Source organism: Salinispora cortesiana (assembly GCF_000484695.1).
Taxonomy (GTDB): Bacteria; Actinomycetota; Actinomycetes; order Mycobacteriales; family Micromonosporaceae; genus Micromonospora; species Micromonospora cortesiana.
In genome coordinates this window covers 20,771-47,293 of sequence record NZ_AXVR01000039.1, presented here as the reverse complement: position 1 = coordinate 47,293, position 26,523 = coordinate 20,771, and the positions used below count along the sequence as shown (strand labels likewise).

The 26,523-nt window shown below is 69.1% G+C and carries 23 protein-coding genes and 2 pseudogenes; 12 read left to right on the top strand and 13 right to left on the bottom strand.

The window, feature by feature from the left end:
- Positions 1-189, bottom strand: a pseudogene (locus K228_RS0117055) (IS1380 family transposase); the annotation flags it as partial.
- Between the two features lie 495 nt (positions 190-684).
- The gene (locus tag K228_RS0117045) at positions 685-972 is read right to left on the bottom strand and encodes a hypothetical protein (protein ID WP_155251589.1); all 288 of its coding nucleotides are present in this window, start codon (positions 970-972) and stop codon (positions 685-687) included.
- Between the two features lie 253 nt (positions 973-1,225).
- Here K228_RS0117045 and K228_RS0117040 point away from each other — a divergent pair, with 253 nt between their 5' ends.
- A complete protein-coding gene (locus tag K228_RS0117040) occupies positions 1,226-1,942 on the top strand; it encodes a response regulator transcription factor (protein ID WP_025619523.1) in 717 nt (238 codons plus the stop codon).
- Between the two features lie 11 nt (positions 1,943-1,953).
- Positions 1,954-3,327 carry a HAMP domain-containing histidine kinase gene (locus K228_RS0117035; protein ID WP_025619522.1) on the top strand — a complete coding sequence of 458 codons (1,374 nt, stop codon included), beginning with the start codon at positions 1,954-1,956 and terminating at the stop codon, positions 3,325-3,327.
- 89 nt (positions 3,328-3,416) lie between these two features.
- Here the strand turns inward: K228_RS0117035 and K228_RS0117030 are convergent, their stop codons facing one another.
- Positions 3,417-4,589 carry an acyltransferase family protein gene (locus tag K228_RS0117030; RefSeq protein ID WP_025619521.1) on the bottom strand — a complete coding sequence of 391 codons (1,173 nt, stop codon included), beginning with the start codon at positions 4,587-4,589 and terminating at the stop codon, positions 3,417-3,419.
- 480 nt (positions 4,590-5,069) lie between these two features.
- On the opposite strand from K228_RS0117030, the gene K228_RS30195 reads away from it, so the two are divergent.
- The gene (locus K228_RS30195; protein WP_342667123.1) at positions 5,070-5,264 is read left to right on the top strand and encodes a DIP1984 family protein; all 195 of its coding nucleotides are present in this window, start codon (positions 5,070-5,072) and stop codon (positions 5,262-5,264) included.
- A gap of 403 nt (positions 5,265-5,667) precedes the next feature.
- On the opposite strand, the gene K228_RS0117020 is transcribed toward K228_RS30195, so the two are convergent.
- The gene (locus tag K228_RS0117020) at positions 5,668-6,444 is read right to left on the bottom strand and encodes an SIR2 family NAD-dependent protein deacylase (RefSeq protein WP_025619519.1); all 777 of its coding nucleotides are present in this window, start codon (positions 6,442-6,444) and stop codon (positions 5,668-5,670) included.
- 382 nt (positions 6,445-6,826) lie between these two features.
- On the opposite strand from K228_RS0117020, the gene K228_RS0117015 reads away from it, so the two are divergent.
- Positions 6,827-7,180: a hypothetical protein gene (locus K228_RS0117015; RefSeq protein ID WP_029723682.1), complete on the top strand. Its 354-nt coding sequence runs from the start codon at positions 6,827-6,829 to the stop codon at positions 7,178-7,180.
- A gap of 265 nt (positions 7,181-7,445) precedes the next feature.
- On the opposite strand, the gene K228_RS29625 is transcribed toward K228_RS0117015, so the two are convergent.
- A complete protein-coding gene (locus K228_RS29625) occupies positions 7,446-8,021 on the bottom strand; it encodes a class I SAM-dependent methyltransferase (protein ID WP_080671622.1) in 576 nt (191 codons plus the stop codon).
- A gap of 198 nt (positions 8,022-8,219) precedes the next feature.
- On the opposite strand from K228_RS29625, the gene K228_RS0117005 reads away from it, so the two are divergent.
- Positions 8,220-8,693 carry a GNAT family N-acetyltransferase gene (locus K228_RS0117005; protein WP_025619517.1) on the top strand — a complete coding sequence of 158 codons (474 nt, stop codon included), beginning with the start codon at positions 8,220-8,222 and terminating at the stop codon, positions 8,691-8,693.
- Entirely contained in the window at positions 8,690-9,994 is a 1,305-nt protein-coding gene (locus K228_RS0117000) for an MFS transporter (RefSeq protein WP_025619516.1), read from the top strand. The genes K228_RS0117005 and K228_RS0117000 overlap by 4 nt, the downstream gene beginning before the upstream one ends.
- A 221-nt stretch (positions 9,995-10,215) precedes the next feature.
- Here K228_RS0117000 and K228_RS27360 read toward each other — a convergent pair whose 3' ends face one another.
- A complete protein-coding gene (locus tag K228_RS27360; protein ID WP_080671621.1) occupies positions 10,216-10,416 on the bottom strand; it encodes a DUF1737 domain-containing protein in 201 nt (66 codons plus the stop codon).
- A 111-nt stretch (positions 10,417-10,527) separates the two neighbouring features.
- Entirely contained in the window at positions 10,528-11,466 is a 939-nt protein-coding gene (locus K228_RS25780) for a YunG family protein (protein WP_025619515.1), read from the bottom strand.
- A 277-nt stretch (positions 11,467-11,743) separates the two neighbouring features.
- Here K228_RS25780 and K228_RS0116990 point away from each other — a divergent pair, with 277 nt between their 5' ends.
- The 5 genes from K228_RS0116990 (at position 11,744) to K228_RS0116970 (ending at position 16,664) form a co-directional block, all read left to right on the top strand.
- Entirely contained in the window at positions 11,744-12,415 is a 672-nt protein-coding gene (locus tag K228_RS0116990) for a Crp/Fnr family transcriptional regulator (protein ID WP_025619514.1), read from the top strand.
- A 110-nt stretch (positions 12,416-12,525) separates the two neighbouring features.
- Entirely contained in the window at positions 12,526-13,347 is an 822-nt protein-coding gene (locus tag K228_RS0116985) for a hypothetical protein (protein WP_025619513.1), read from the top strand.
- A complete protein-coding gene (locus K228_RS0116980) occupies positions 13,344-15,398 on the top strand; it encodes a hypothetical protein (protein ID WP_025619512.1) in 2,055 nt (684 codons plus the stop codon). The genes K228_RS0116985 and K228_RS0116980 overlap by 4 nt, the downstream gene beginning before the upstream one ends.
- A gap of 292 nt (positions 15,399-15,690) precedes the next feature.
- On the top strand, positions 15,691-16,158 hold the full coding sequence (locus K228_RS29620; protein ID WP_245603499.1) for a hypothetical protein: 468 nt from the start codon (positions 15,691-15,693) through the stop codon (positions 16,156-16,158).
- On the top strand, positions 16,155-16,664 hold the full coding sequence (locus K228_RS0116970) for a Pycsar system effector family protein (RefSeq protein ID WP_025619510.1): 510 nt from the start codon (positions 16,155-16,157) through the stop codon (positions 16,662-16,664). The genes K228_RS29620 and K228_RS0116970 overlap by 4 nt, the downstream gene beginning before the upstream one ends.
- Positions 16,665-16,838: 174 nt before the next feature.
- Here K228_RS0116970 and K228_RS0116965 read toward each other — a convergent pair whose 3' ends face one another.
- Complete coding sequence (locus K228_RS0116965) at positions 16,839-17,498, bottom strand: acVLRF1 family peptidyl-tRNA hydrolase (protein ID WP_025619509.1); 660 nt, start codon at positions 17,496-17,498, stop codon at positions 16,839-16,841.
- A gap of 679 nt (positions 17,499-18,177) precedes the next feature.
- Here K228_RS0116965 and K228_RS28890 point away from each other — a divergent pair.
- Positions 18,178-18,741, top strand: coding sequence for a phosphotransferase family protein (locus K228_RS28890; protein WP_025619508.1), 564 nt, complete (start codon positions 18,178-18,180; stop codon positions 18,739-18,741).
- Between the two features lie 278 nt (positions 18,742-19,019).
- Here the strand turns inward: K228_RS28890 and K228_RS0116950 are convergent, their stop codons facing one another.
- From K228_RS0116950 to K228_RS0116930, 5 genes and pseudogenes are all read right to left on the bottom strand, one after another.
- Positions 19,020-21,116, bottom strand: coding sequence for a hypothetical protein (locus K228_RS0116950; RefSeq protein ID WP_025619507.1), 2,097 nt, complete (start codon positions 21,114-21,116; stop codon positions 19,020-19,022).
- Entirely contained in the window at positions 21,113-22,258 is a 1,146-nt protein-coding gene (locus K228_RS0116945; protein WP_025619506.1) for a VWA domain-containing protein, read from the bottom strand. Before K228_RS0116945 ends, K228_RS0116950 begins: the two co-directional genes overlap by 4 nt.
- Positions 22,255-24,528 (bottom strand): DUF5682 family protein, encoded by a 2,274-nt coding sequence (locus K228_RS0116940; RefSeq protein WP_025619505.1) that lies wholly within the window; start codon positions 24,526-24,528, stop codon positions 22,255-22,257. The genes K228_RS0116945 and K228_RS0116940 overlap by 4 nt, the downstream gene beginning before the upstream one ends.
- Positions 24,528-25,664 (bottom strand): ATP-binding protein, encoded by a 1,137-nt coding sequence (locus tag K228_RS0116935; RefSeq protein WP_025619504.1) that lies wholly within the window; start codon positions 25,662-25,664, stop codon positions 24,528-24,530. Before K228_RS0116935 ends, K228_RS0116940 begins: the two co-directional genes overlap by 1 nt.
- A pseudogene (locus K228_RS0116930) lies at positions 25,661-26,521 on the bottom strand (DUF4132 domain-containing protein); the annotation flags it as partial. The gene K228_RS0116935 and the pseudogene K228_RS0116930, both read right to left, overlap by 4 nt.
- Positions 26,522-26,523: the final 2 nt, after the last annotated feature.

Genomic DNA, 26,523 nt, shown 5'->3' with positions numbered 1-26,523 from the left:
GTCGGTCAGGACCCGGCCCCGGTCGTGGACCGGCTGGAACCCGGGTTTGGCCAGTACCCTCGATATGCCCGCGGTCAGGCCGGTACGGTCGGCGAGCATCCGCAGGCCCGCCACCCCCACCATCGCCACCACCCCGTCACCGTCAGCCGTGACGCGCAGGCCCTTCGACCATCCGGTAAGCTCACGCACGTCGGAAGTGCCTCCTCGCAAGAGATCCTGGTAGATGTCGCAATCACCATTTTCCCTTGCCTGGCAGGCACTTTCGCCTTTCCGGACCTCACGAAACCGTTACAAGATCACCACCTGGTGAATGTCCCGGGTTGGAGAGAATCGGCGTCCAGGAGTACCAGGTCGACCCGACCGTGCTCCTCGATCGCATGCGCCAGGGATATGGCGAGGAGGCTGCCCGGGACCTGGCTCGACACCTCTCCTGAACGACGCCGGCCGGCAAGCCCTGCTTGCCCTGGCCTACCTGCGTAGCGGTGACACCCCGACCCGCGCAGCGTGATGTGCAAGCCCTGGAGTACGCATCTCGGCATGCGTGTTGTGGCGTGTATGTGGTCCGTGGGGAGATCGAGGGCCCGGTGTCAGATCCGCGACCTGGGCCAGCCCTGGCCGAGCTTGAGCGGCAGAGCCAGGGTTACGGCGACACGGAGGTGATGAAGCTCTGCTGCGTCCAGCTGTTCAACGTCGGCGTGATGAGCGACGCCCGCCGACGATGCCGAGCAGTCCGGGCACCGGTCCGGCCGTTTCGTACTCGGCGACCCGGAGCAGCTGGAGGCCGGCTCTGGTGACCGCGTCGAGCAGCTCCGTCAGGGTGCGGTGCCGCACCCCGACCCGGGGCCGGATCCCGACGCCGAGCCCGGGCCCGGTGAACGTCACCGAGTGGTCCCGGTACCCCGGATGCAGTCGTACGGTGTCACCGCCTCGTTCGGCGAACGGGCCCACGAAGCAGGGGTGCACCCTCCACATGAAGGCCGGGCCGCTCCGCCGCCACTGCGGGGAGCGAGGTGTCGCAGCGGCCGGGGGAGCGGTGTGCCGCCACGCCGGGCTCGTACGGTGTCCAGGACGCGGACCCGGCGGGTGGCGTGGTCAGTGACCGCAGGACGCACATTCTGGCGCCGGTCAGCGCAGGGGTGGCGAAGACCGGCCAGCGTAGGGGTGTCGAAGACGAGGGCCTGGCGGAATGTGGGGAGGCCCGGTGCGGTGGCTCCGGTCGGACGAGATGTGGCACAGTCCGGTGGTGTCCGTGCCCACGATCCTCCTCGCCGAGGACGATCCCGCCATCCGCCGCGCCGTCGAGCAGTCCCTGCTGCTTGAGGGCTACCATGTCGTCGCCGCGGGTGACGGCCTTGAGGCGATTGCCGCGATCCGCCGGGACAACCCGGACCTACTCGTCCTGGATGTGATGATGCCCGGCCTGGACGGCCTCACGGTCTGCCGGGTCCTGCGGGCACAGGGCGACTGGACCCCGATCCTCGTGCTCACCGCACGAACCCAGGTCTCGGACCGTGTCGCTGGGCTCGACGCCGGTGCGGACGACTACCTCGTCAAGCCCTTCGAGCCGGAGGAACTCCTGGCCAGGCTGCGCGCCCTGCTGCGCCGGGCGGCCCCGAGCATCGGTCCGGACAACCCTGCCAGCGACGAACTGACAGCAGCCGGGGTACGGCTCGACCTGGCAGCGCGCCGAGCATGGCGGGGTGGTGCGGAGATCATCCTGTCGCGGACGGAGTTCGACCTGCTCGAACTACTGATACGTAACTGCGGGGTGGTGCTGGACCGCACCACGATTCACGACCGCATCTGGGGCTACGACTTCGGCCCTGGATCGAAGAACCTGAGCGTCTTCATCAGCTACCTGCGGCGCAAACTGGCCCGCCCGGGCGCACCCGAGATCATTCACACGATCCGGGGAGTCGGGTACACGCTCCGCGAATCATGACTCTGCGTGACATGACCCGGCCCAGCTTGCGGCTGACCTTCTCCCTGCTGTTCGCCACGGTCGCGGCGCTGGTCGCCGTCGGTGTCGGCGCGCTGAGCTATGGTCAGGCGTCCGGGTTGATCTGGCAGGAGACCGACGACGACTTCGACCGGGCGGCGGAGGCCGTGGCGGAGCTGACGATCGATGCGGGTGACCTGACGCCGGATGACCTGGTCGAGCTGGACGATGACTTCGGCGTTGATCTCGGTGATGTCCTCGCTGGATCCGACACGCTCATCGGCCAGATCCTCGGACCCGGAGGGCAGGTCGTTGACGAGGGCTACCCCCAGCCGCTTTCGGTGTCGGACGTGGACCGGGCGGTGGCCGCGGCCGGGGATCCGGGGCACACCCGGAGCAGCGAAGCGCAGCTGGACCACACCCGGGTACGAGTTGTCACGGTCGCGCTCGGCGGAGGGCGCGGAGCTATCCAGGTGGCACAACAGCTCAGCGAGGTGGACTCGCTACTCACGAGCCTCAGGACCAGAATCACGGCGGTCGGCGTCGCGATCTCGCTGGCGGCCGGGGTGTGTGGCTGGTTCGTGACGACCCGGGTGACCAGCGGCCTCTTCCGACTGACCAAGGTGGCGGAGGAGGTAGCCGTCACCGGACGGCTGGATCTGCCCGTGCCTGCGGGCGGGCGAGACGAGGTCGGCCGCCTCGGCACGGCCTTCGACCGGATGCTGGGTCAGCTCGCCCGGTCCAGGGACGCCCAGCAACGACTGGTGCAGGAGGCAGGCCATGAGCTGCGCACTCCACTGACCAGCATGCGGACCAACATCGCCCTGCTGTACCGGTTCGACGAACTGCCCCTGGCCGCCCGCGGTCCACTGCTGACCGACCTCACGATGGAGTCCAGGGAGTTGATCAAGCTGGTCAACGAGCTGGTGGAGCTTGCGACGGACACCCGAGAACTGGAGGCGACCGAGCCCGTTGAGCTCGCGGAGATCGCGGGAAGGGTTGCCCAGCGCTTCCGTACCCGATCCAGCCGGGAGATCACGACGCAGGTCGACGCTACCGTCGTCACCGGCCGGCCACAGGCCCTGGAACGATCCCTTACCAACCTGGTCGAGAACGCCACCAAGTTCGATTCCTCCGGGGCCCCGGTGGAGATCGTGATCCACCGGGGCCGGGTTGAGGTGCGGGACCGCGGACCCGGGATACCAGACCTACCCGAAGGGCGGCTCTTCGACCGGTTCTACCGGGCTCCCGAGGCCCAGGGCATGCGAGGCTCGGGGTTGGGCCTGGCGATCGTCCGGGATGTGGTGACCGCGCACGGCGGGACGGTGTTCGCGCACAACCGCGACGATGGGGGCGCCACGATCGGCTTCGAGCTGCCGGAGCGCTGAACCGAGCACCTGCGCCCACCAGCCCAACCTCGGCCTGACCGGTGCATGGCCGCCACGTGGCCCCCTCTGTGTCGTCGGCCTGCGGAACTTCACGCACGCGCCGGGGACCGCTTCCTGCCCCCGCCCAGCAGCGAGGGACGTCTGCGGGCAGCAAGGTCCTCGACCCACCCGAACACCCACGCCGCGACCAGGACCAGCGAGAACTCCACGCAGATCATGGCCATCACCTCCGGCATGGGCCATCCGACGAATACGCCGTCCTCACTCAGCCACCACACCAGAGGCAGCAACGGGTAGTGCCAGAGGTAGATGGTCACCGCCCGGGAGTTCATCCGTTCGGTCAGCACACGGAGCGGGGTGACCCGGTCGATCAGCCCGGCACCCGGCCGAAAGCGCAGCAACACCAAGGCGAACGCGAGCGACAACAGCGTATTCAACACCAGGCTGTCATAGAGGCTGAGCGAGCTAATTTCGATCTCTTGCTCGGCCCGGTAGGTCCACCACAAACCTACCGCTGTCAGCCCGGTGGCCAGGAGCATGGTGGCCCAGCCGCTGATGCGGGACAACAGACCGTCGTGGTGGGCGAATCCCAAAAGCCAGCAGGCCAGGTAGACGACGAAGCTGCTCAACAGCCCTTCCGAGCCGCTCAGCATCGAGCTCAGGGTCCCCTCACCCCCGACGGTTGACAGGTCGAGGGCAATCACCCCGCACCCTGCCACAGCCAGCACCGCCCAGGGACTCAGGCGGAAAATGCGCAGCAGCAGGGGCGAGAGCAGCACAAACCACAGGTACGCGCGCAGGTACCACAGCACGCCGGTGAAGCCGCCACCCAGCTCGGACTCGCCGGCGGGCGGGTCACCCACCGGCAGGAGCCAGAAGAGATACTGCCACGTCGGGCGGAACGGCTCATCCGACCCGTGTGCCTCCCACCACATCAACGGCAGGGCGACCGCCGCCACCATCCACAGCGGGGGTAGTAGCCGACGCATCCTGCCCCGAATGACGGTCGTGGCTCCCTTCCGGCGATCGAGGGACGCAGCCATCATCGCTCCACCGAGCGTGAACATGATGCCCATGGATGGAAAGGCCAGCGTCATCCAGGGTGCCCCGGCGGTGTGTAGCACCACCACGCGAAGGATGGCGACGGACCGCAGGAGGTCAAGGTAGCGGTCTCGTCCCACCGCTGGCAGGGCCGAGGAGGTGGCACTGTTTGCCCCCTCATCGCCGGTCGACGGAACGGCGTTTCTCCTGGTGTTGAGCAACAGACGTCTTCCTCACTCGATGAATCCACAAAGGTGGTGACGCACCGCCGGACACGGTGAGTGGGAGGTGCGCAGCTTCGGCAGGCCTCACGATGGCAGCGCAAGGTGAAGGTACGTCTGGAAAAGGGCAAGAAGTAGTCAAGAACCGGCCAGCGAGCCCGCCCTGGCGAGCGTCACCAATCAGTACGGGCACGACGAGCCAGCTGACTTAGCCGGGCACCTGTTCCGGCGCCTGCACTGCGCCGTGCCGCTGTCCTGAGGAGCGCAGCCGGCAGCCCAGCGTACGAGGACCGTGGGACGAGCCGATCTCTGGCGGGATCGCGGCGATGGACACAGCTACTGCCGCGCGCACCCGGCATACTGCGGGGCGTCAGCCTCTGCTCTCGGCGCTGTTGATCGTCGTGGCGGCTGTGGCCGCCCGCTACCAGGAAGGTGAGGCGCCCGCGGAGGACGCCTCCGCTCTACGTGCTCCGGCTTAGCATGATCACCGTCGCCGCGAATGCCGCCGTTGGGGAAGGCCAACGTGGATATCGGCAGCCGTGGTCGGAGTTGAAGATGGTTCCGGCGCTGCCGGTGGTGGAGCTGCGGAGGCAGGCGGACGTTCTGGCCCGGCAGCTGCGCGAGGTTGACACGATGATCCAGCGCACGAACTGGGAGGCCGAGCTGCTGGACTGAACGGTTGCGGTGCAGGTAGCCGACGTGGAGGCGTACCCAAGACCGCAGGCCGGCGGTCAATCCGGCCTACTCCCGGCACGCCGAGGGCGGGCGTGGGGTTCAACTCCCCGACGCACATCGCATGCCCAGCACGGCACACAGGTGACGGCGAACAGGGTGTAGATCCACGACGGCGAGGGTGGGACAGGGACTTCCGCAACCTCGGACCCGGGCGCCGCGACGACATCGACCTGCTCAGGTCTGTCGGCGTCACACGAACGGCGACGGCTGACCCGACTGCCGGATAGCGGGCCGCCACCGTCCGGCAGCAAAGGCACGCTCAGCTTCGGGCGCTACCGGTCGTTGTCGAGACGGGGTTGAGGTGCATGTGGTGCCAGGCGGCCGGGCGCCGATACTTCTCCAGTTACCTCCACGCGGCTGCTACCAGGGTCGGGAGGACCTGTGTGGCGGTGCCGCGCAGGTTGATGGTGGCGATCCGGTCCAGTGGGGTCGGCTGGGGGTTGACCTGGATCACGGTGGCCCCTGAGCTTGCCGCGATCCGGGGGATCTCGGCGGCCGGGTACACGACGCCGGAGGTGCCGACCGTCAGCAGCACGTCGCAGGCGGTGGCCGCTTCGACCGCTGCGGTCAACGCGGCCTCGGGCAGCGCCTCACCGAACCACACCACCCCAGGGCGGACGAGCGCCCGGCAGGAGGCGCACCGGGGCGGCGAGATGCGGCGGCCCTCGTGCGGTTCTGCGGCCTCAGCGTCGGGTGGGTCTGGGAAGGTTGCCGGGTGAGCAGGCGCCGCCACGCAGCGGGGTGTGAAGAGGCTGCCGTGCAGGTGGATCGCGGCCTGGGTTCCGGCGCGTTCGTGCAGGTCGTCGACGTTCTGCGTGATGACGGTAGGGCCGGGGGTTCGGGATTCGATGGCGGCGATGGCCAGATGCCCTGAATTGGGCTCGGCTCGGCGTACCCGGGCGCGTCGCCACTCGTACCAGCCCCAGACCAGGTCCGGATCGGCGTGGAACGCCTCCGCGCTGGCGAGCTGCTGGGCGTCGAAACGCGCCCACAGGCCGGTGAGGTCGTCGCGGAAGGTGGGCACGCCGCTCTCTGCTGAGATGCCGGCGCCAGTGAAGATGACGACCCGGCGGGCGTCGCCGAGGAGTTGGGCAGCTCGGTGTGGCAGGAGACCTTCCATACGAGGAGATCCTGCCACGACGTGGCGGCGCGACCGCTTCGGGCAGGCCAGGCGGCGTCTGCGACCACCGGATAGACATAGTGCAGACGATGGATGTCATCCCGGATGGGTGGCGACACGACCGCCGGTGTGGGAGATCTGTGGCTGCCGTTCGTCGCGTTGATCGAAGTGCTGACAGGTGACCCTGGGAGCTTGGTTGACGAGATCGTTCAGTGGATCTCCGACGCTGACCTGCGCTGTCAGCAGTGGCTGGTCGGCGGCAGCGCTGAGGCTGCCCAGGCGTTCGGCTTTCGACTGATCGGTACGGCAACGAAGCCGGAAACCGGCTGGTCCACGCCGTGGGCCAGCCGGTACTGTTCGCCCGCCAGGAAGGAGCGCCGCGATGGTCGAGACGACGATTCTGTGGCGGCCGACCGGCCCCGAGGAGTTGGACCTCGTGCGCGCCTCCGGCTGGAAGGCGTGGCCGCCGCGGTTGGCCGACCAGTCGATCTTCTACCCGGTCCTCAACGAGGAGTACGCGATCATGATCGCCCGGGACTGGAACGTGCCCGCCTCCGGCGTCGGCTACGTCACCCGGTTCGAGGTCGACCGCGCGTTCGCCTCCCGTTACCCGGTCCGGCAGGCTGGCGGCCGCGACATCCTCGAGCTGTGGGTGCCGGCCGAGGAACTCGACGAGTTCAACCGGCACATTATTGGGCTGATTGAGGTGGTCCACGAGTTCCGGCCAGGCTGCTGAAGGGGACTTGGTGACAGCGGACGAGGATGAGATCCTGAGTGTGGCCGCAGGGACTTCGCTGAACGAGACGGTGCGCATGGTGCACCGCCTGCTGTCGTACGCCGACGGGCTGAACCCTGGGACAGGCCGGGACGCCGCCGGCCCGGGTGGCGACGTGGTGCGCACGGAGACCGCCCGGCTGCGGCGCGGGCAGGCCGCGCTGGTCCCCGCCAGGGCCGGCAGTCGTGCCGTCCGCTCCGCCTGGCCGCTGACCCGGCTTGGGCGTTCAGCCGCGCCCGTCGACGATGCCGAGCAGTCCGGGCACTGGTCCGGTCGTCTCGTACTCGGCCACCCGGAGCAGTTGGAGGCCGGGTCCGGTGACCGCGTCGAGCAGCTCCGTCAGGGTGCGGTGCCACACCCCGATCCGGGAGCGGATCCCGACGCCGGGCCCGGGCCCGGGCCCGGTGAACGTCACCGAGTGGTCCCGATACCCCGGATGCAGTCGTACGGTGTCACCGTCCCGTTTGGCGAATGGGCCCACGAAGCAGGGGTGCACCCCCACGTAGCAGAACCGGCCCCCTGGCCGTAGCACTCGGCGGGCCTCGGCCACGACGGCGGCCCAGTCGCCCACGTCGGTGTGGATGAGGGTGGCGACCGCCATGTCGACGCTCTCAACCCGGTATGCCCGCAGCCCCCGGACCGGTCCTGCCGGGTCGCCGACTATACCCAGCTCACAGACCGGCCGGCGGTGAAGCTGGTGGCGCAACTGCCCGTACGTCGGCCAGGCCAGCGACTCCGGTGAGGGCCACGGCGTTGACCGCCCCCGGGGCGGACCGACGGGTGGCGCAGGCCTGAGCAGCATTCAACGACTCTCGATCCTGAACTTGCCCTGTCCGGCGGACTTGCTGCGAGCCGCTGGCCTCAACTCCCCCTGACAGACAGGGCGAGTACGAGCCATCCCGCCTTCCCTGTCGAACCGTCACACCCAACGCGGTCCCCGTATCAGGTGTTACGGTAACAACTGTTACGGTAACGCTTGTTACGAAAAAGGGAGGACCGGATGGACGTGCTCGTCACCCCTGAGCCATGGAAAGCGCCGGACGCAGCCAGACTGCGCGCCCCGCAACGAGCGGAACTCGATTCCGGGTACGGAAGCGACGACCACGAACCGGGTGTCACGTTCAGCGCGGACGACATGGCCGTCTTTGTCGTCGCCCGGCAGCCGGCCGGGGCTGCGGTCGGCTGTGGCGGATTGCGAATGCTCGCACCGGACACGGCGGAGATCAAATGCGTGTACGTGACCCCCGCGCACCGTGGCACCGGTGTTGCCAAGGCGATTCTGCACGACCTCGAAGCACGCGCGTACCACGTTGGCATTCGACAGCTTGTCCTCGAGACTGGAACATTACAGCCCGAGGCTGTGCGGTTCTACGAGCGTGAAGGCTACGATCCAAGCCCCACCTTCGGCCCCTACCTGGGTGCCACTCAGTCGGTGTGCTTCGCACGCACCCTCGACCCGCCGAGCCACTCGTGACCGCCCCGAGCCGCCCACGTCCGGCATCCAGGCCATGGAGAGTGGTCGTCCAGAGCTCCACTACGACGCTGCGACCAGCCGACCCAGTCGCTGCGGCACTGACCACATCAGCCATGGCCTCCTCGTTCAGCAACGGTGTGTTCTACACAGTCAGCGCCCTGTTCTTCACCAGGGTCGTCGGTCTGGGCGTCGGCCAGGTCGGCCTCGGGCTAACCATTGCTGGCGCGATCGCGATCGCCGCCTCATTCGTCGCCGGTCGCGCCGCAGATCGAATCGGCGCATCGGCCGTCTTGGTCACCACGACCGCCAGCCAGGGGTTGGCCCTACTCACCTACCCCACCACTGCCACTCTCACCACATTCACCCTGGTCGCCTGTCTCGCCGTCGCCAGCAAAGCCGCTCAGGGCACCGCCCGGGCCACCGTGCTGGCCCATGCGTTCACCGGCGCCGAGCGCGTCCTCGTCCGAGCTCGCCTCGGCGTGGTCATCAACGTCTTCATGGGCGTCGGCACGGTCTGCGGTGGATTGGCCCTGCTCGCCGACACCAAGGTCGGCTACGTGATGGCGATCCTGGGCTCCGGGATCTTTGTCCTGATCTCCACCTGGCCTTTGCTGGCCATCCGCGGCAAACTCGCCGCACGTGCGCGCGACGACGAGACGTGTGCCGTCAGGCCCGCGAGCCGCTCAGGATCATCACCGTTGCGGGACCGCTGCTATCTGGCCGTCAGCGGGCTGAATGCGCTTTTGGCCATGCATGCCGGCCTCCTCACCGTCGGCGTTCCTCTTTGGATCACCGAACACACCTCAGCGCCCACCATCACCGTCACGTTGGTGCTACTTCTCAACACCGCCCTCGTCGTCGCTATCCAAACCCCCCTGGCGAGGCGCATTCATGGAATTCGTCGTAGCGCCCGAGCAGTTCACATAGCGGGACTCACCCTCGCGCTGGCCTGCCTCGTCTACTCGGCGTCCGCCACCGCACCGACTGCCATCGCAATTGGCTTGCTGCTCAGCGCCGCCGTCTTGCACACCGTCGGCGAGGTCACCGCCGAGATCGGCAGCTGGGGCTTGGCCTTCGACTTCGCACCAAACAGTTCTGCCGGCGCATATCAGGGAGTCAACCAAGCCAGCGTCGCCGCGGGTGCCATGCTCGCTCCCCTTGTCATCACCACCACCGCGCTCACCCATGGTGCGATCGGCTGGCTTGTGCTGGCCGCCGTCTTCACCTCGGCGGGGGCAGGCACACTCCTTGCCGTCAGGGGCCGTCAGCGCAGTCAAGGGGGAACCGTGGGAATTCGGTAGCTCCCGGTCAAGGAGACTCACTGCCAGGATCCCGGCCGCCCTCATCGCGGGAGTTCTGCAAGTCCCCGCTCAGTGGCAGCGCGCGACGTTGGCCGACGACGCGACGCAGCAAGTCTTCGCGAGCCAGGTCCGGATCCCTGCCGGCGGTCCGGACCTGGCTCGATCAAGATTGACTCGATCCGGCCAAGAGAACAACCCCGAGGACTGTCCACGGACTCAGGCTAACCACGTCCCGCGGTAGCGCCTGGCCAGATAACGGCTTGCGCGGCGATCACTCGTACTCCGTCGAACGTCACCGCTGGGCTGCCGTGGAGGCGATACCCAAGATCGAGGAGCTCGCTCACCCTGTAGCAGAATTTTTCGTCGTCCGGTCCAGTCAGCAGGCGGTAGCTCGGCAGGCCATTCGGGGGCTGGTCAGTCATAGCACTAAGCATGCCAGAGGCGAAATGTGACCCGTGGGGTGTAGCAGACCCGTGTCAAGCGTCCGGGTGCGCAGGTACGTGGCGAGGCCGGCGCGATCGACCCGGTGCCTTTCATGACCGCCCAGGGCACCCCGCTCGGCTGAGCGAGCACCGTGACCGATCGGTGTCCGCTGGCGCTTCGACAACGACGGTGAGAAGCCGGTGCAGTACGGCCGCTGCCGTTGGGCTCAGGTCCACCTCGGATAGTTCCCTGATCGGCACGAACCGCGTTGGGCGGCCCGCACCGAGCACGATCGTCGTCTCCTCGGTGGTGCCGATGAAGGCGTGTAGTTCGACGGCGGAGGCTGAGCCGGTCAGGTCTGGCCGTAGGTCCTGCCATAGTGGGTTAAGGCTCGTGGTCAGGCCGGCTTCCTCGGCCAATTCCCGGACGGCGGCCAGCGCCGGAGTTTCGCCCGCCTCGACGTGCCCGCCAGGGAGCGCCCACTGGCCGGGCTCGGCCGCCGCGTGCGGGTCGCGGAGTTGGAGCAGCACCGCACCTGTCGGGCCAGTCAGCGCGACCACAGCGATGCGGATCGGCGGTCCGTCCGGCCGAGTGGGCGAACCATCGGCGGGTGGGTGGCAGCGTGCCTGGCCTGCCATATGGGGACGGTCAACACTCATCCTCGGGTGATTGTCGGCCAGTGTGTTGAGCACCCGGTGCCCGAGCAGTTCGTACTGGCCGCGGCAGCGCTTGAGCGGTGTTCCAGGCTCGCGGCGGCGGACCGCGCCGCCGGTGACAATCTCACCGGGGTGGAACTGCCCGGCGGTCAGGTCGACGTCTGTGCCGTCGGGGAGCCTGTTCCACCAGTGGAAGCCAGTCTTCACGCCCTCAACATGGACCTCACCGAGAATCAGCTCGCCGCCCAGCAACTCCTGAACTACCAGTGCGGTTGTTCCGCACTGGCCCCGGGCCGGATTTTCGGGCCGCCAGTCAGCCAGGTCATGCGGGTCGCATGTGTCGGGTCCCCAAGCCGTCTGGAACATGGGCCGCAGCAGCTCTACGTTCACCATGCCGGGACTCTGCCGCAGGGGTACGACAGTTCGCACACGACCAACTGACCGAGGCCGCAATCGAACAGCCTGAACACGTCGCGAAGTGGATCGCAACGTGATGCCTCCTCCTCGGCGGCGTAGCGGGCGGCGAAGAGCTGCGCCCTCGGCGCCGGCGACTGGCCCCTTCCGACCAGTCCGTCGGAACTCCGGCGCCGCCCTACCGTGATGCCGCAGTTCCGGCGGAGGGGGCGGCTTCAGGGTAGGCCGGAGGGAAATCACTCGTTACCTTCTGTGCGTGGACGTTGACGACCTGTTCGCCAGCAGTGGCGGTCTCGCTTCCCTCCTTTCACCAACGGACTGGACCGCGATGTGCTCGCTCGGTTCCCGATGCCTCATGGCTGCCGACTACCCGCTATTCCGACAGGGCGACGAGGGGGAGCACGTTTACGTGATCCTCAGCGGCGCGGTCAAGGTAGTTCGTGGCGAAGCAGTGGGAAAGAGCGCGATTCTGACGATTCGCGGGGCTGGTGACGTCGTGGGCGATCTGGCTGTGATGGACGGTGGCCGCCGCTCCGGCACGGTTGCGACGCTGACCCCCATGGTGGTCCGGGTGGTCCCAGGGGGGAGTTTCAAACGGTTTATCGAACGCCCTTCCGTCACCGCCGCCTACGCCCGGTATACCGTCAACCGCCTCCGACAGTCTGACGTCCAGCGGACCGAGATCGCCGTCCTTCCGGTACGGCAGCGCCTAGCCCGGGCACTGCTCCGGCTCTATGTGACGGCTGACGCTGCCGGTGGCCAACGCGCCTTCGAGCTGCCACAACAGGATCTGGCAGAGCTAATCGGTGCGTCCCGGAACGCGGTCGTCCTCGCGCTCGGGGTTCTCCGCGCCGAAGGCGTGCTGGACACCCACCGCATGCGGGTATCGATCCTCGACGTCGATGCACTGCACCGGCGGGCCGGATAACACAGTGGCTGATAGCTACATCACTTCTGCTGTGCACAGCGGTGGGCAGTGCTACCCGAGCGGGCCGGACACGATTGCCCCTGTCCGGCCGCCTGCGAAGGGAACGCGACATGGAGCAGCTATCCCCGTTCGAGCAGTCCCGCCCGCTACCGCCTTACCGCGCCGTGCTGGCGGTTGACGCGAAGGGCTTCACAGACCTGCCCGGCTGTACGCATGAGAACGTCTCCCGCACCATTCATCGGCTCGTTGGGGACGCGATGCGGGATGCCGGGCTGGACGCGGAGTGGTCGAGTCCCGACTTCTATGGCCCAACCGGGGACGGACTGGCTGTGGGCTTGCCCACACGGATACTCGCGTATCTCGTCCATCCCTTTCCGGCCATGCTGCAGAGTCGTCTGGACGACCACCGGCGCCAACACCGAGGGGAGGAGCCGCTGAGGTTACGGGTGAGCCTGCACGTGGGTCCCCTGCCGACCGACCCGGCTGCAGTGGGGCAGGGGGGAAATGGGGCAGCACGTAACGAGACGCACCGACTCCTGGACTCCGGGGTAGTCAAGAGCGTGCTGACGGGTGCCAAACCGCGCATCACCCTGGTTGCCATGATCGTCTCGGACCGGGTCTTCCACGACGTGATCAGTGCTGGCTACTCCGGTCTGCACCCGGACCACTTCGTTGACGTGGAGGCCCGGGTGGAGGGCAAGGCGTTCGCGCAGCGTGCGTGGCTGCACCTACCCACCCCGTCGGGGGCCTGGCCGGTGGGCCGGACGAGCGAAGCGGAAGTCGCATCGGAGCCTCCGTCCCCACGAGGGCTCGCCCACCAGCCGTCGCAGCAGCCGGTGGGCACCAACTACGGGCAGGTGATCGGGGGTGGGACCGTGCACGGCGGAATGCACCAGTCCTTCGGCGGTAACCCCCTCGGGAGCCAATCGTGAGCCTCGAGGAGACCGTCGCTCTTACCGAGGACGAGCGGCTCGAGGAGGACCTCTACCCGGAGGCTGTCAGCGGCATCAACGTCGGGCAGGTGGTCGCCGGCGGCACCGTGCACGGGGGCGTGCACCAGACCTTTGTCGAAAACAAGCTGATCAACGAGGCCACTCGCCGGCACCACCTGCTACGGGCCTATGTCGAGCAGGTAGTGCAGTCACTCGCGCCACGCAGCTACCGACTAGCCAGCCAGGACCAGGGTCTCACTCTCGACCGGGCCGCGGCAGCCCGCCTCGTCGGCGATCAGCCATGGGTGGTGATGCTGGGCCCGGCGAACTCCGGGCTGCGGACCGCTGCGGTCGCGCTGCTGTACGAGTCGAGCCAGGCGGGGCGGCGATTGGAGGAAATTCTGATCGACGAGGAGCGGGGGCGCCCGTTCGCTGCGATGGAGCTTCCGGCGGAACGGGGAGTGACGTACCTGCTATGTCTGCCGCACCAGCGGGAACGGGTGAGTCCCGACCTGGGCGGCCGGTTGCAGGCCCATGCCGCGAACCTGGCGACTCTGGGCGCGAATCTGGTGGTCGTGGCGACCCCAGCCGTCTGGGCCGCCGCCGGCAGCGTCGGAACCGCCCCCATCGTTCAGGTCCCGCCCCCAAACCTTGCGGAGGTTATCCGTCGCGAGTGCGCGGTGCACGCTGTCGACGCTTCCCCCATCATCGGGAACCCCGCAATCGGTGACTTGCTGACCCGAGCCACGGTGGTGGACGCTATGCGGCTTTCCGGGATCATCGTGACCGCCCTCCGTAACCATCCCGAGCAGGACGTGACGAAGCTCGTTGAGGAGGTGTGCGGGGCCTACGGTGACTGGGACGATGTCCTGGCCAACTGGTTCAGCGTAGCCAGGAGTGTCCGGCATCGCCTATTCCTTGTCGCAGCCGCCCTGCTCGAGGGAGAGCCGCCGGCAGAGGTACTGGATGCGGTCAACTCGCTCGGGCAGACGCTTGGTGACCTGCCCTCCGCCCGCTCAGACGGGCTCGCGGAAACCGGACTTCGGGCGCTGATGAGCGAGATCAAAGCTGAGGTGGTGGACGGTGGGCTCCGGTTCGAGCGGGCGAACTATGGCGCGGCAGTACTGACCTTTTTGCATGGTGACCGCTCAGCCTGGTTTCACAAAACGTTGTGGGAGTGGGCCATGGACCTGCCGCTACGACGGAATGACCATCGGCAGACCCGGCTGGCGGAACGGATTGTCGGGAGTCTGGTGGCCATCGTGTTACGGACCCGGGACACCCGCCCACTGGTATGGCTGAATCGCTGGGCCGGACGGCCGAATCTGCAGCCCCACGTGGTGCAGGCCCTGACAGCCACTGCCATGAGCGATGAGGTGGGGGCCGATGTACGGAGTCTGCTCTACCGCTGGTCGCGCCTGGAGCGTGCGAGTGACCAGTCCCTCTGCACCATCGCCGAAGTCTGCTCAGGCGAACTCGCCCGGCTCTATCCCCGGGTGTCGCTGACCCGTCTGAGCCACATTGCCCACCGTGACTCTCCGGTCGTCCGGAACGCCCTCGTGACGGCGGTGAGTCGGCTCTGGGAGGTACCCCGGCTACGCCCTCGGATCGTCGAGGTGCTTACCAACTGGTCCGAAGGTGAACCTGGTGGTCGCACGGAAACGGCGTGGACGGTGTTCGCGGCGCTCGCCCGTAGTGAGGCACATCCCGTCTTGGTGACCTGGCATGACGAGTCGTTGCGCGGCGGGCTCGTCGCGGCCGTGGCCCGACTCTTCGATCAGTCCGAGGTCGATGAGGCCCGTACGGAATTTGGCGAGAGTCTGCTCGACGCGGCGCTCTGGTCCGAGGTGAATCGGATCCGGATTGTCGAGTTCCTGGGAGATGTGGTGCGTCGTGGGGACGGCGGGACCCGCCGTCTCGTGCGCCTCTCGAAGCTGACGTTCGCGTGGCAGTCGGTCGATCGCGACGTGACCAGCCCGGATCGGCGTGACGTGCGTGACCACGTCGTCGAGAGCCTGCACCAGGTCGATCCACTCACCATAGGAGCATGAGATGCGTAATTTATTGCGGGGCATCTTACGGGAGCGGTCGTCGGGGGATGAAATGCACTATCCTTTGCCGTCCCCGTCACACACGTTTCAGGCCACGCTCGTTAGCGCGTTGCCCGGCGCGAATTTTCAGGCGGAGGTGACCGTTGAGTGGCGGGGATGTGAACCGGAGGCCGAGGTCAAGGTTCGTGCCTTTGTTTGGGATCACCTCGCCCGGTGGGCCGCCCCCCGGCGCGTCACGGGTGCGAGTCACCTGGCCGATTTAATCAATGCCAGGGGCGTTAGCGAGATTGCCGTGCCGCAGACCAGCCTGGTCCTCACCCACCTGCGTGTCCGGATCACCGCGCCTGCCGAGGCGCTTGCCGTGACCACCGCCTGGGAGGAGGCCGAACGACGCCAGACTCTGGAAGAGCAGCGTCGTGGAGGCGAACTGCGTCAGCTTCGGTGGCTGCGTGACGAGATCTTCGGCAGGCCGGACCTGGCTCGGATGTACTGGCATCTCCACCACCCGGCCGATCTTCGGTCCATGACAGACCCGCTCTTCGATACGATCGCCGCTCAACTTGGCAGTGGTGCGCACGTGACTGCGCCCCCACAGGCTGAGGAGGACCCGATCAGTGTGCTCATCGGAAAGTTCGTCGCCGGGCTCAGCGCGGACGAGCGTCGGCACCTGATCGGCCAGCTCGATCGGGTATTCCGTAGCTTCGACCGCACGGACCTCGCCAGCCAGCTGGGGGACCCGAGTGACCGGGTCGAGACGTGACGGGGGCGCGCCGTTTCTGCGGTTCGCAGAGTGAAGCTGGGTGGAACGCCCTCCAGCAACTACACGAGACCATTCGGTTCGCCGACGTGAAGGCGGCTGCGGTCCTTGCAGCCGCCGGGCTCCTGGGCGGCAGCCTGTGTTCCGGCCAGGACTCCCTGACCGGCTTGGGTCCGGCCTGGTCGCCAATGCTCCCGGTGCTTTCTGCGGTAGCGGCCGCGACGAGTGCGCTCCTCGCGTTGCACACGCTGATGCCGCGACGAGAGGCGGCTGCGTCGGAGCCGCTGCAGCACTTCGCGTACGTGGCCAAGCGTTACGGACGCAACAGCCAGGGATTCGTCGACGCGTGGTTGGCAACCACAGTCGATGAACACGCCACCGCCCGGATGCTGGCGGGACACGTCTGGGCGGCGCATATGGTGGCGAGTCGCAAGTTTGCCTATGTCACGTGGTCAATTCGGCTTCTGGTGCTCGGAGTATTGGCCTGGCTCGTGGCCGGGTTGGTCTGACGAGTCGGCGGTGTCGCCGAACATGGTGGCGGGATGCGTTGCGTCCCGTCACGATGTCGAAACCCGTACGTTGGATGATCGGCACGTGGCGGCCCCGGATCAGTCCGCCTCGGCCGCGCGATCTTCGTGCGTCATCCTGGTCGGTCGTCATCGACCTGCTGGACCTGATGGTGGTCATGGCATCAGATGGATGCGGATCCGTCTGGCCGCCACCGCCGCATCCGCCAGGACAGTCAGACGGGGCTCGGCGGATTCGAGCAGGTGTGGATGACGCAGCAGTGCCAGTGGCGACAGACGCCGGTCTGTCAGTATCGCCTCGATCATCGATCGGTCGCCGCCACAGACCAGGGACCTGACTGCATCGTGAGGGTCGGCGACAACATCGGGTGAATGGGGCAGCATGATCCGCGCGGCGATGTCCGCAGCCCGCTGAGTAGCAGCCTGGGCCTGGTTGGCGCGGCGACGTGCATAGCGCTGCTGCGAGGAATCGCCGGCCGCGGTGCGCCCCTGTACATAGAAGCGCTCGATCTTGGAGACGGTGATGGTCGTTCCGTCCACGACGCCGGCGGCAACTGCACCTTTACGGGCCAGCAGCACGGCGATCCGGGGCGGTCGGATGATGCGGGCCAGCAGCATGTCGACATCCTTCGCCTCGGCAAGCCCCGGCGGCGGATACAGCGTGGCGGTATCACCGTTGTTCATGCCGGTCAGCACGAGGCCCTGCTCGGTGGCGCCGTCATGGCGGCTGTAGAAGCCGTCGAGCCAACCATGAATTCGCTCCGGTGAGATCTCCACCCACCGCCCACCGCCCGCGGCTGGTCGCGCCTTGACCACGTGAACACCACCTATCGGAACGGCCGGCTCGCACCCATTATCGTGAAGGCCGGAGGGCTTCGGTGCTTCGAGACCGGAAGGTGCTGATGCTCGACCGGCGTTTGTGGCGGAGAATTCCGCTCTGATCATGGAGAACCTGCGTCGGCGGGACGTGCAGCCGACCGACCTGCAGGAGTGCATCCGCACAAGCGTGCCACCCGGGGACTCTCCCGGGTGCACCAGTTCCTAACGGTGGAGATGGGCGACATGAACGACCGCTGGTTTCCGCTCCCGAGCAGCTCGCGCGAGCACCGGGGGAGTATCTGAGCCGCCCGGAGGCGAGGGTTCTCGCGACGGAGGACCTCTCGCCAGGACTGGGCCAGGCCACCGTGCTGAGCGTCGTCGCCGACCTAGGCGACGGCGGTGCGTCCCGGTGGATCGCCAAATCCCTGCGGGCCGCAACCAGTCGCTACTGGAGCACAATGATCCCTCGCTCGTCGAGCGGGAGGTCCGGTTTTCTCCAGCCCGATGCCGAGGGCCATCCCCGCGCAGCTGAGCACCCCGCCCGACGCGGGAGTGGCGCGGTACGACGGCCGGGACTGGATCTTCATGCGGGACGGCGCGGAAGCCATCGACCGTCGGTGGACCCCCGCGGACGCGCACCACGTGGCGCGCGGACTGGCCCTACTGCACCATTCCGGTGGCGGCCGACCCCAGCCTGCTCGGCGCACCCTGGCTGGAGCGGGACGGCTACGCCGCCTACGCGCATCACGTGGCGGCGGGCCACCACAACCTCAGCCTGCTCGGTGTGGACCCGCGGCTCGCCAGCCTGTTCTCGCCCGGTCGGGTCCGGCGGCTGCACGCCTGCCTGGACGCGCTTGACCGGCTCATCGCCGAGGCTGGCCGGATCATACCCACCCTGCTCCACGGCGACCTCCACGTGCACAACCTTGGCCTTGCCGACGACAGGCGCCTGGTGCTCATTGACTGGGAGCACGTGGGGACCGGTCCAGTCGGCATCGATCTCGCGATGTTCGTCTCGCTCTACCAACTCTTCGGAGGCGCAGGCGAGCTGGACGAGCGGGCGCTGCTCACCGACTACGCTACGGGCGCTCAGCGAGGTCGCCGGTCGGGGCCTGCATCTGCGGCTCGGCCCTGGCCTGACCGCCGTACGGAAGGGACTGTTCCGAGACTCCGAGAGGGAGCTCGCACGCCATCTGGACGACATCCGCTCGGGTGCCCTCCGGGCGCTGACCTGGGCTAGCGAGTTCGGTATCGGAGCCGACGACGGTTGATCGGGTGCCTGTTCCTGCCGACGATCCCGCCGATGCCACCGAGCGAGAACACCAGGGCGATCTGCTTCGTCGGGACCCCGTCCAGTTTGACCGCCGGTTAGCCAAGCCAGGTTGTGCTGCCCGCGACCGCGGTCAACCGGATCCGGTGCCGGACTTGCAGTTCGACCAACAGGTCACCGCCTGGCGTGCGGGCTGGTCCGTCGACGAGCGGGGAGGCGATGCCGCTACGCCATGCCTCGGACTCGGATCAACACAGGTCGAGGGCCACCTCTACTCGTAAGCCGGCGTCCACCCATGCCTGCACTGCGTCTTCGCCGGGGTCTGCGCCAAGCGTCCCGGCGAAGCCGTTGACGGCGCTCGCCACCCGCCGCAGCCCAACCTTCGTCAGCTCGCGGGCAGCGCCGAGCAGGCGGTCGGGGTACGTGGTCGGCAGGTGCAGCAGCCCCTGGTGAGCAACGGTGGTGAGTAGCGTCCGGCTTTCCTGCAGCGCGGCGACCAGCTGGCTGGGCTTGTCGCCGCCGTCGAACCCTAGGTGACTCGCCACCGAAGGCGCCAGGTCCGGTACGACCATCGTTCCGTCCACGGCGAACGCCAGGGGATCGATGATCACTTCGCCGGCGGAGCGGTGCACGATCCCGCTGACGAATCGGACCCGGCCGTTCTTGCCGGTGAGGGCCGCCGCGACCGCATCGAGTCGGCCGGGCGCGGCAACCGTGTGGGTGGCGGTGACCGTGGCGCGGGTGCCGTGCGCGTCAACGATGACGGCGTCGAGGCGCTGCTGACCGGGCGAGTAGTTGACGGTCAGGACGTCGGCGACCGCCACGACGCGTACCAGCTCGGCCTCGATGCGGGGCCGGACCATCCGCGGCGGCAGCGCGTCGAGCTCGCCGCCGAGCGCGTCGATGTCCCGCACGACGAGCGCCTCGGGCAGCGCGTCCCAATGCCCCTGCGACGGGTTGACTGTGGTTTGGGCGACCCGGCTGGTGGCCAGCCGAACAGCGCGGCTCGCGCTGCGTACGGCGGACTCGGTCACCACGTTGCCCGCGGCCAGGGCACCGAGGGTGGCTCCAGTGATGCGTCGGCGGGCCAGGGCGGCGCCGTCGGCCGCTCCGTCCCAGCTACGCCGTAGCACCAGCACCGTGGCCGTCTCGGCGTGCGCATAGAAGACTTCCACCTTACGTTGCTCGCCCACCGCCGACACCCGGCAGCCGAGGGAGTCGAGCCGTACCCGGCGAAGGGGGGTTTCGGCTGCCTCGTCCGTGCCGAGTACCAGGGCCCGCAGGCTGCCGCTGTCGTTGCAGACCGCGCGGTGCCGGGCATGCAACTCCAGGACCAGTCCGGCCAGCGTGTCGGGCCGGTACCGGGCACTGCGTTCCCGGTACGCCGTCAGCTGGTCGGCCAGGTCGCCGAGGGCGAGCAGCGGCCAGCGCAGCCCGACGGCGTCCAGAGCCTGTTGCTGTTCGGCGACAGCCGCCGCCATGCCGGTGCCGACGTGCACGGCGCCGTCGCGCAGCACCCGGTCGGCGAGCAGGAGCGTCGCCTCGAGCCCTGAGCCGCTGCCGTCGTCGTTGGCCGGGCCGCCGACCTCGACCCGCGCCTCGGCCAGGCCGGGCGCGCGCTCGTCCGCGACCCGGAACGCCCACACGGCGAGTGCGACGACGTCGTCGCGGGTGCCGGCGACGGCGTCGGTGTGTACGAAGCCGAGGTCGTGGGGGACGAGGAAGCGTACGGTGACCGAGCCCAGTTCGACGGTGGGGACAGGGTCGGTGGGTGTGGGGCGGCGTACCCGGGCCAGGTATCCGGCGCGTTCCACCCGCCGGGCGGCGGCCATCAGTCGGGTGCCGATGCGGCTGGTGAGCTGCTCGTCGGTGAACGAGCCCGGTGACCACGCGGCCTGGCCAGTGCCGGTGCTCGGTGGTGCGGCGGACGGAACGTCGATTGGGGACGCGGTCCGGGTGCTCGCCGACCAGGCGGAGCCCGAACGCGGCTGCGGGCCGGAGCCGGCGAGCGAGCTGGCAGCGGTGTGTTGCCGCTGGTCGGCCAAGGAACTGGCAGCGGATTGTTGCCGCTGGTAGGCGAGGATGAGCCCGATGAGGTGGCGGCAGACCGTGGTGGCGTCGCAGGAGCAGGCGCCAGCGTCCAGGCCGCCGGGTGGCAGGCTGGCGGCGGTGCCGTCGGGGAAGGTGGCGCGCACGGTGTCGTCGCCGTCCAGGGTGACGGCCGGCGCGGCCTGGTCGAGCTCCTTGGTGGCCCGTTTGACGAGCCCTCGGTTGGTCAGGGCGGCCAGCGAGTCGGGCGTCAGGGCCAGCAGGTCGCCGCGGGTGGTGGCGGGGGGTGCGCTCATCGGCCCACCTGCTCGGCGACGAACGTGGCGAGCTCGCCCGGTGTCATCGCGCCGACGGACGCGCCGACGTCGGCCAGGCGTTGCGCGGCCCCCCGGTCGTACACCGGGTTGGCTTGTTCGTCGAGCGCGGCCAGCCCGAGCACCTTGGTGCCCTGCTCGACCAGGCCGCTGACGGCACGCACGAGCCGCTCCTCCGATCCGCCCTCGTAGAAGTCTGTGATCAGCGCGACGATGGCCCGCCGGGGCTGCTCGATGAGCCGCGCGGCGTAGTCGACCGCGCGGCCGATGTTGGTGCCTCCGCCGAGTTGCACCTTCATCAGCAGCTCGACCGGGTCGTCGACATCGCTGGTCAGGTCAACGACGTCGGTGTCGAAGGCGACCAGGTGGGTGCGGACGCCGGGCAGTCCCCACAGGCAGGCGGCGGTGACCGCGGAGTGGATGACCGAGTCGGCCATCGACCCGGACTGGTCGATGAGCAGGATCACCTGCCACTGGTCGATGTGCTGGCGGGTGCGCGAGAAGAAGTACGGCGTCTCGATGAACAGCCGCTGCTCTTCGGGCCGGTAGTGGCCGAGGTTGGCGTTGATGGTGCGCCGGACATCGAAGTTGCGTGCCTGCCGGAACCGGCTCGGCCGGCGGGCCCGTGCGCCGGTGAACGCCACCCGCACCTCGGTCGCCAGCTTGTCCATGAGTTGGCGGATGACCGCTTCGACGATGCGCCGGGCCAGCCGCAGGACCTGCGGGTTCATTAGGTGCTTCGTGCGCAGCACCGCTCTGAGCAGGCTTTGGTTGGGCTCCACGCGTTCCAGGACGGCGGGGTCGGTCACCACATCGTGGATCTCGTACCGCTCCACCGCGTCGCGCTGCAGTCGCTCGATGGTTTCGCGGGGGAAGAGTTGGGTGATGTCGTCGAGCCAGTCGACCGTGGTCAGTGTCGCGGGACCGTCGCCGCCGGACCGGCCGCCGGCGCGGCGTACGCCCCGGCGACCGAGTTCCTCGTCGCGGCCGTACAGCCATTCGAGCGCGGCGTCGCGGGCCGCGGTCTCGGCCGCGAGCGGTCGGCAGCCGAGGGCGGCGTCGCCGGGCTCGCCGAGGACGAGCCGCCACCGTTCCAGGTCGGGTTGGGGTTCGGGGTCGGTCACGTGCCCATCAGTCCTTCCCGGGCGAGCAGCGCGTCGACTCGTTCGTCGAGGGCGCGGCCGGCCGCGACCACGTCGGGTGCGATGGGCAGCCGCAGCAGCGCCCGGCCCGACCCGGCGACGCCGCGCCGGGCCAGCACGTGCCGGGCGATCGTCTCGCGTTCCCGGGGTGGGAAGTACGCGAACGCTTGGCGCAGCGCCGGCAGGGCGATGAGGAACTCCTGCTCGCCCATCCCACTGAGCAGCTCGTCGAGCAGGTCGAGGACCCCGTTGGCCGCGAGGACCCCCTCGCGGGCCAGCGCGAACATCCCGGCGAGCCAGTCACCGACCGAAGCCGGGGCGAACGCGCCGCGCACGGCGCGTACCGGCTCGACCTGGGCGCCCAGCGACCAGGCGAAGCCGAACGCCGCCCCGCGGAGGTCCGGCGGCACGTGCGCGTTGCTGGCGATCCGGGCTGCCACGGCCAGGGCCGCTTCGCGGTCGAGCCCGAGCGCGGACCGGGCGTGCACGAGGGCATCGCGGGCCGCCACCAGCGCGTCGATCCGCGCCGGCTCGGCGGGCGCCGCCCCGCCGTGAACCCCCTCGGCGAGCCACAGGACCCGCTCTACCCCGGCTTTGACGACCGCGCCCAGCGTTCCGCTGCCAGCGGTGCCCAGCAGGTGGTCGTGGCGCCACAACGCGAGGACGACGGCCAGCACCCGGCCGACGGGTCCCACCTCGGGTGCGGCGGCGACCGCCCCGGCGACGTCGTGCAGCACCCGGTCGGAGACCTGACCGCTGCCGCACAGGGCCGCGCCGAACAGGGCGGCGGCCAGCTGTTCCATGTCACCCCGGGCGGCGGCGATCCGATCCGCCAGCACCGCGGCCGCTGCCTCATCGAGCGTCGGGCCGTAGCCGCCGCCCTCGATGAGGGCCGGCAGGCGGTTGTCGTCGGCGCGTACGCTCCACTCCTCGTCGAGGACCGGGTCGATGCCGGTGGTGGGGCCGGCGTGCCGGGTGAAGCCGGGGATCCGCAGGACTCGCAGCCGGTGCAGGATCCGGCTGCGCTCCAGGTCGGTTGGGTCGGTCAGCTTCAGGGATACGTCGCCGGGCCGGTCGAGCCCGTGCCGCTCCAGATCGGCCTCGGCGTGGTGCACCAGCGGCGGCAGTGGGGTCGACGGATGCAGCCGGCCGACGCGGTCGCCGCTGAGGGCGGCGACCATCTCGACTATCGCGGGATGGGTGCCCGTGCGCAGGGTGCCCCGGGTCGACCAGGGCAGGGGCACGTCGAGCGCCTCGTTGACCAGTGTGGCGGCCAGCCCGTCGAGAACGTCGACCCGGGCGAGGTGCCGGTGGCCGCGTACCCGGGCGAGCCCCTCCGCCGAGACGCGCGCCGCGATCAGGTCCGCCGTCGACACCGCCTGTCGCCGTTCCCGCAGCCGCCCGACCACCGCGGCCATCAACTGGTCCGCGGCGGACTCCGGGCCGATGTCCCAGAGCCGCTGGTAGTAGTCGGGCGACGGCATCCCGGACTGGTAGCCGTCGAAGGCGTCGAGCCGGCGGAACGAGTACGGCACCAGGTAGCTGCCGCCGGCCGCTGTGGCCGGGAGCTCCGGCGTCTGCGGCCAGCCGAGGTCGACCGGGGCGCTGTCGCTGGTGGCGCTGAGCTGGATAAGTGCCGGCCGGTGAAACCCGCCGGTGACGACCACGACCGGCCGGTCCCCGGCGTCGGCGACGGCCGCCCGCACCCACCGGGCCATGTACGCCTCCCGCGCGGCGTCCTCCGGACCGGCCGTCGACTCGCCGCGGACCAGGTCGAAGTAGACGGCGAGCCGCTCGGCGAGGCCGTCGGCCGGGGGGACCTCGAACAGGTGGTCCCACAGCGTGTCGACGTTGTCGGCCGCGAACGTGCGGCACAGCGACTCCATCACCTCGGCGTACCGCTGCTCAGCGTCCGCGTAGCGGTTACGCCGTCCGGCGAATGCGGGATGCCAGGCGGGCAGGTCGATGAAGCGCAGCTGGGCACCCACCTCGCGGCCCGTGGTCAGCGCGACCCACTCCGGGGAGTACGCGCAGAACGGCGCCCAGGAGGCATGCTGCCGTTCCGCATCGCGGTAGCTTGTGAAGACCGCGACGGGCAGCTCGTGCTCGAGTAGCAGTTCGTCGAGCCGGCCGTTCATGTCCACTGGTCCTTCGACCAGCACGTACGCCGGCCGTAGTGCCGAGATTGTCGCGGCGACGAGCCGGGCGCAGGCCGGGCTGTGGTGGCGCACGCCGATGAAGGTGGCTCCCATCAGCCGGGCAGCAGGTGCCGGGCGGTGTGCAGCTCCTTCCACTGCCCGCCGGCGTGCCGACTGGCCTGCTGCTCGAGGTAGCGCCGCAGCCGGGCCAGGTCGTCGGGGTTGTCCTTGGCGGCCGTGCCGGCGAGGCACGACACGAGGTCGGCGGCCGTGCCCGGTTCGCCCCGCAGGAACCAGCCGCGTAGCCCGACGGCGTGGGCGACCGACACCGCCTCCGCGGTGCTCATCACGGCCGACAGGGGCTCCATCGCGTCGCCGCGGGACGTCTGGCCGACGCGCAGCTCGCGGAAGGCGGGAACCAGCACCTCGAGAACGTCGCGCCGGGGCTCGGCGGTCACCCCGGAGCGACGGAGCAGCTCGCCCGCCTCGGTGACGACCAGCGTCAGTTCGGTGTCGAAGTCGGCGATCGGGAAGACCGTCTCGAAGTTGAACCGGCGCTTGAGCGCAGAGCTCATGTCGTTGACACCACGGTCACGGGTATTCGCCGTGGCGATGACGTTGAATCCCTCCTGGGCGAAGACCATCGCGTCGTCGCCGGTCAGCTCCGGCAGCGCGAGTACCCGGTCGGACAGCGGCGACAGCAGGCAGTCCTGCACCTCCAGGGGACAGCGGGTGATCTCTTCGAACCGGACCACCCCGCCCTCCGCCATGCCCCGCAACAGCGGCGCCGGCACCAGGGACCGCCGGGACGGGCCCTCGGCGACAAGCAGGGCGTAGTTCCACGAGTACTTGATCTGATCCTCGGTTGTCGCCGCGCCGCCCTGGATGGTCAACGTGGAGTCTCCGCTGACCGCGGCGGCCAGCAGCTCCGACAGCAGCGACTTGGCGGTGCCCGGCTCGCCGACGAGCATGAGGCCGCGACTGGTGGCGAGGGTGACCAGGGCGCGGTCGATCAGCGACGGGTCACCGACGAACTTGCGACGAATGCCGGCCCGCTCGTCACCGAGAATGAACCGCCGGGCCGCCTGCAGGCTCAGCGCCCAGCCGGGCGGCCGCTCCGCGGTGTCCTCGGCGCGCAGCCGCGCCAACTCGTCGGCGTAGCGCATCTCGGCCGGCGGCCGTTGCATCCGGGGCGTCGCGTCGCCGTCGGCGCCCGCCGCGCCCGTCGTTCGCCCACTACCCGCGCTCATTCGGTGATCTCCTCAAGGTCACGGATGTTCTCGGAAGCGGAAACCGGGTCCAGGTCGCCGAACGACGCCACCCGTGCGTTGCCCCAGTAGCTGTCCTGGGCGCGCCGCACCCAGATCTCGTCCAGCTTCTGGTCAACGAACTCGTCAACCAGGCCGACGACGATGCCCGGGTCGAGCCCGATCACGACAGCGCCCCCGCCGGGCAGTTCGCGCTCGACACAGCCCTGGACCCCGCCGTCCTCCGGCGACGTCCGGTGCCACCCACGGCGCTCCAGGCCGAGGAGCTTGCCCACGTGCACGGTGATCCCCTCGAACCGGGTCAGCCGGTGCGCTGTCAGCTCCGTCTCGGCCAGCGTGTGTACGTCCCGGCCGAGTTGCGGGAACGGTTGCAGAATTTCGTAGTCGGCGAACACCTCGCCCCAGGCGGCCACGGCATCGGCCAGCTGCACCGGGTGGGCGACACCGACCACGGCGTCGTCGGGAAGCGACACCGGGTCGTCGTCGACATCGGCGAATGTTCGGTCTTCGGCCACCCGCAGGGCACCGACCAGCTCGCCCCGCTCGTCGTACCGCCCCCACACCAACCGCCGTACCAGGTGCCACACCAGTGGGTGCCCCACGAAGAGCTGACGGAACTCGGCGCCCGTCCACCGTCGCTGCGTCACCATCGCCTGCTCCAGCCGGCGGATCTGCTCGCTGGCGATGGTACGGACGTCCTTCTTCAGCCCGCCGAACCGCTGGTATGCAGCGGGCGCGAGGGCAGGGTCGTCCTTGACTCCCGGCTTCGGCAGATCCTTGCGCCGCTTGCCGTCAGCGTCCCGCACGTACGGCTTGAGCCGTTCGTCGAAGCCCACCACAT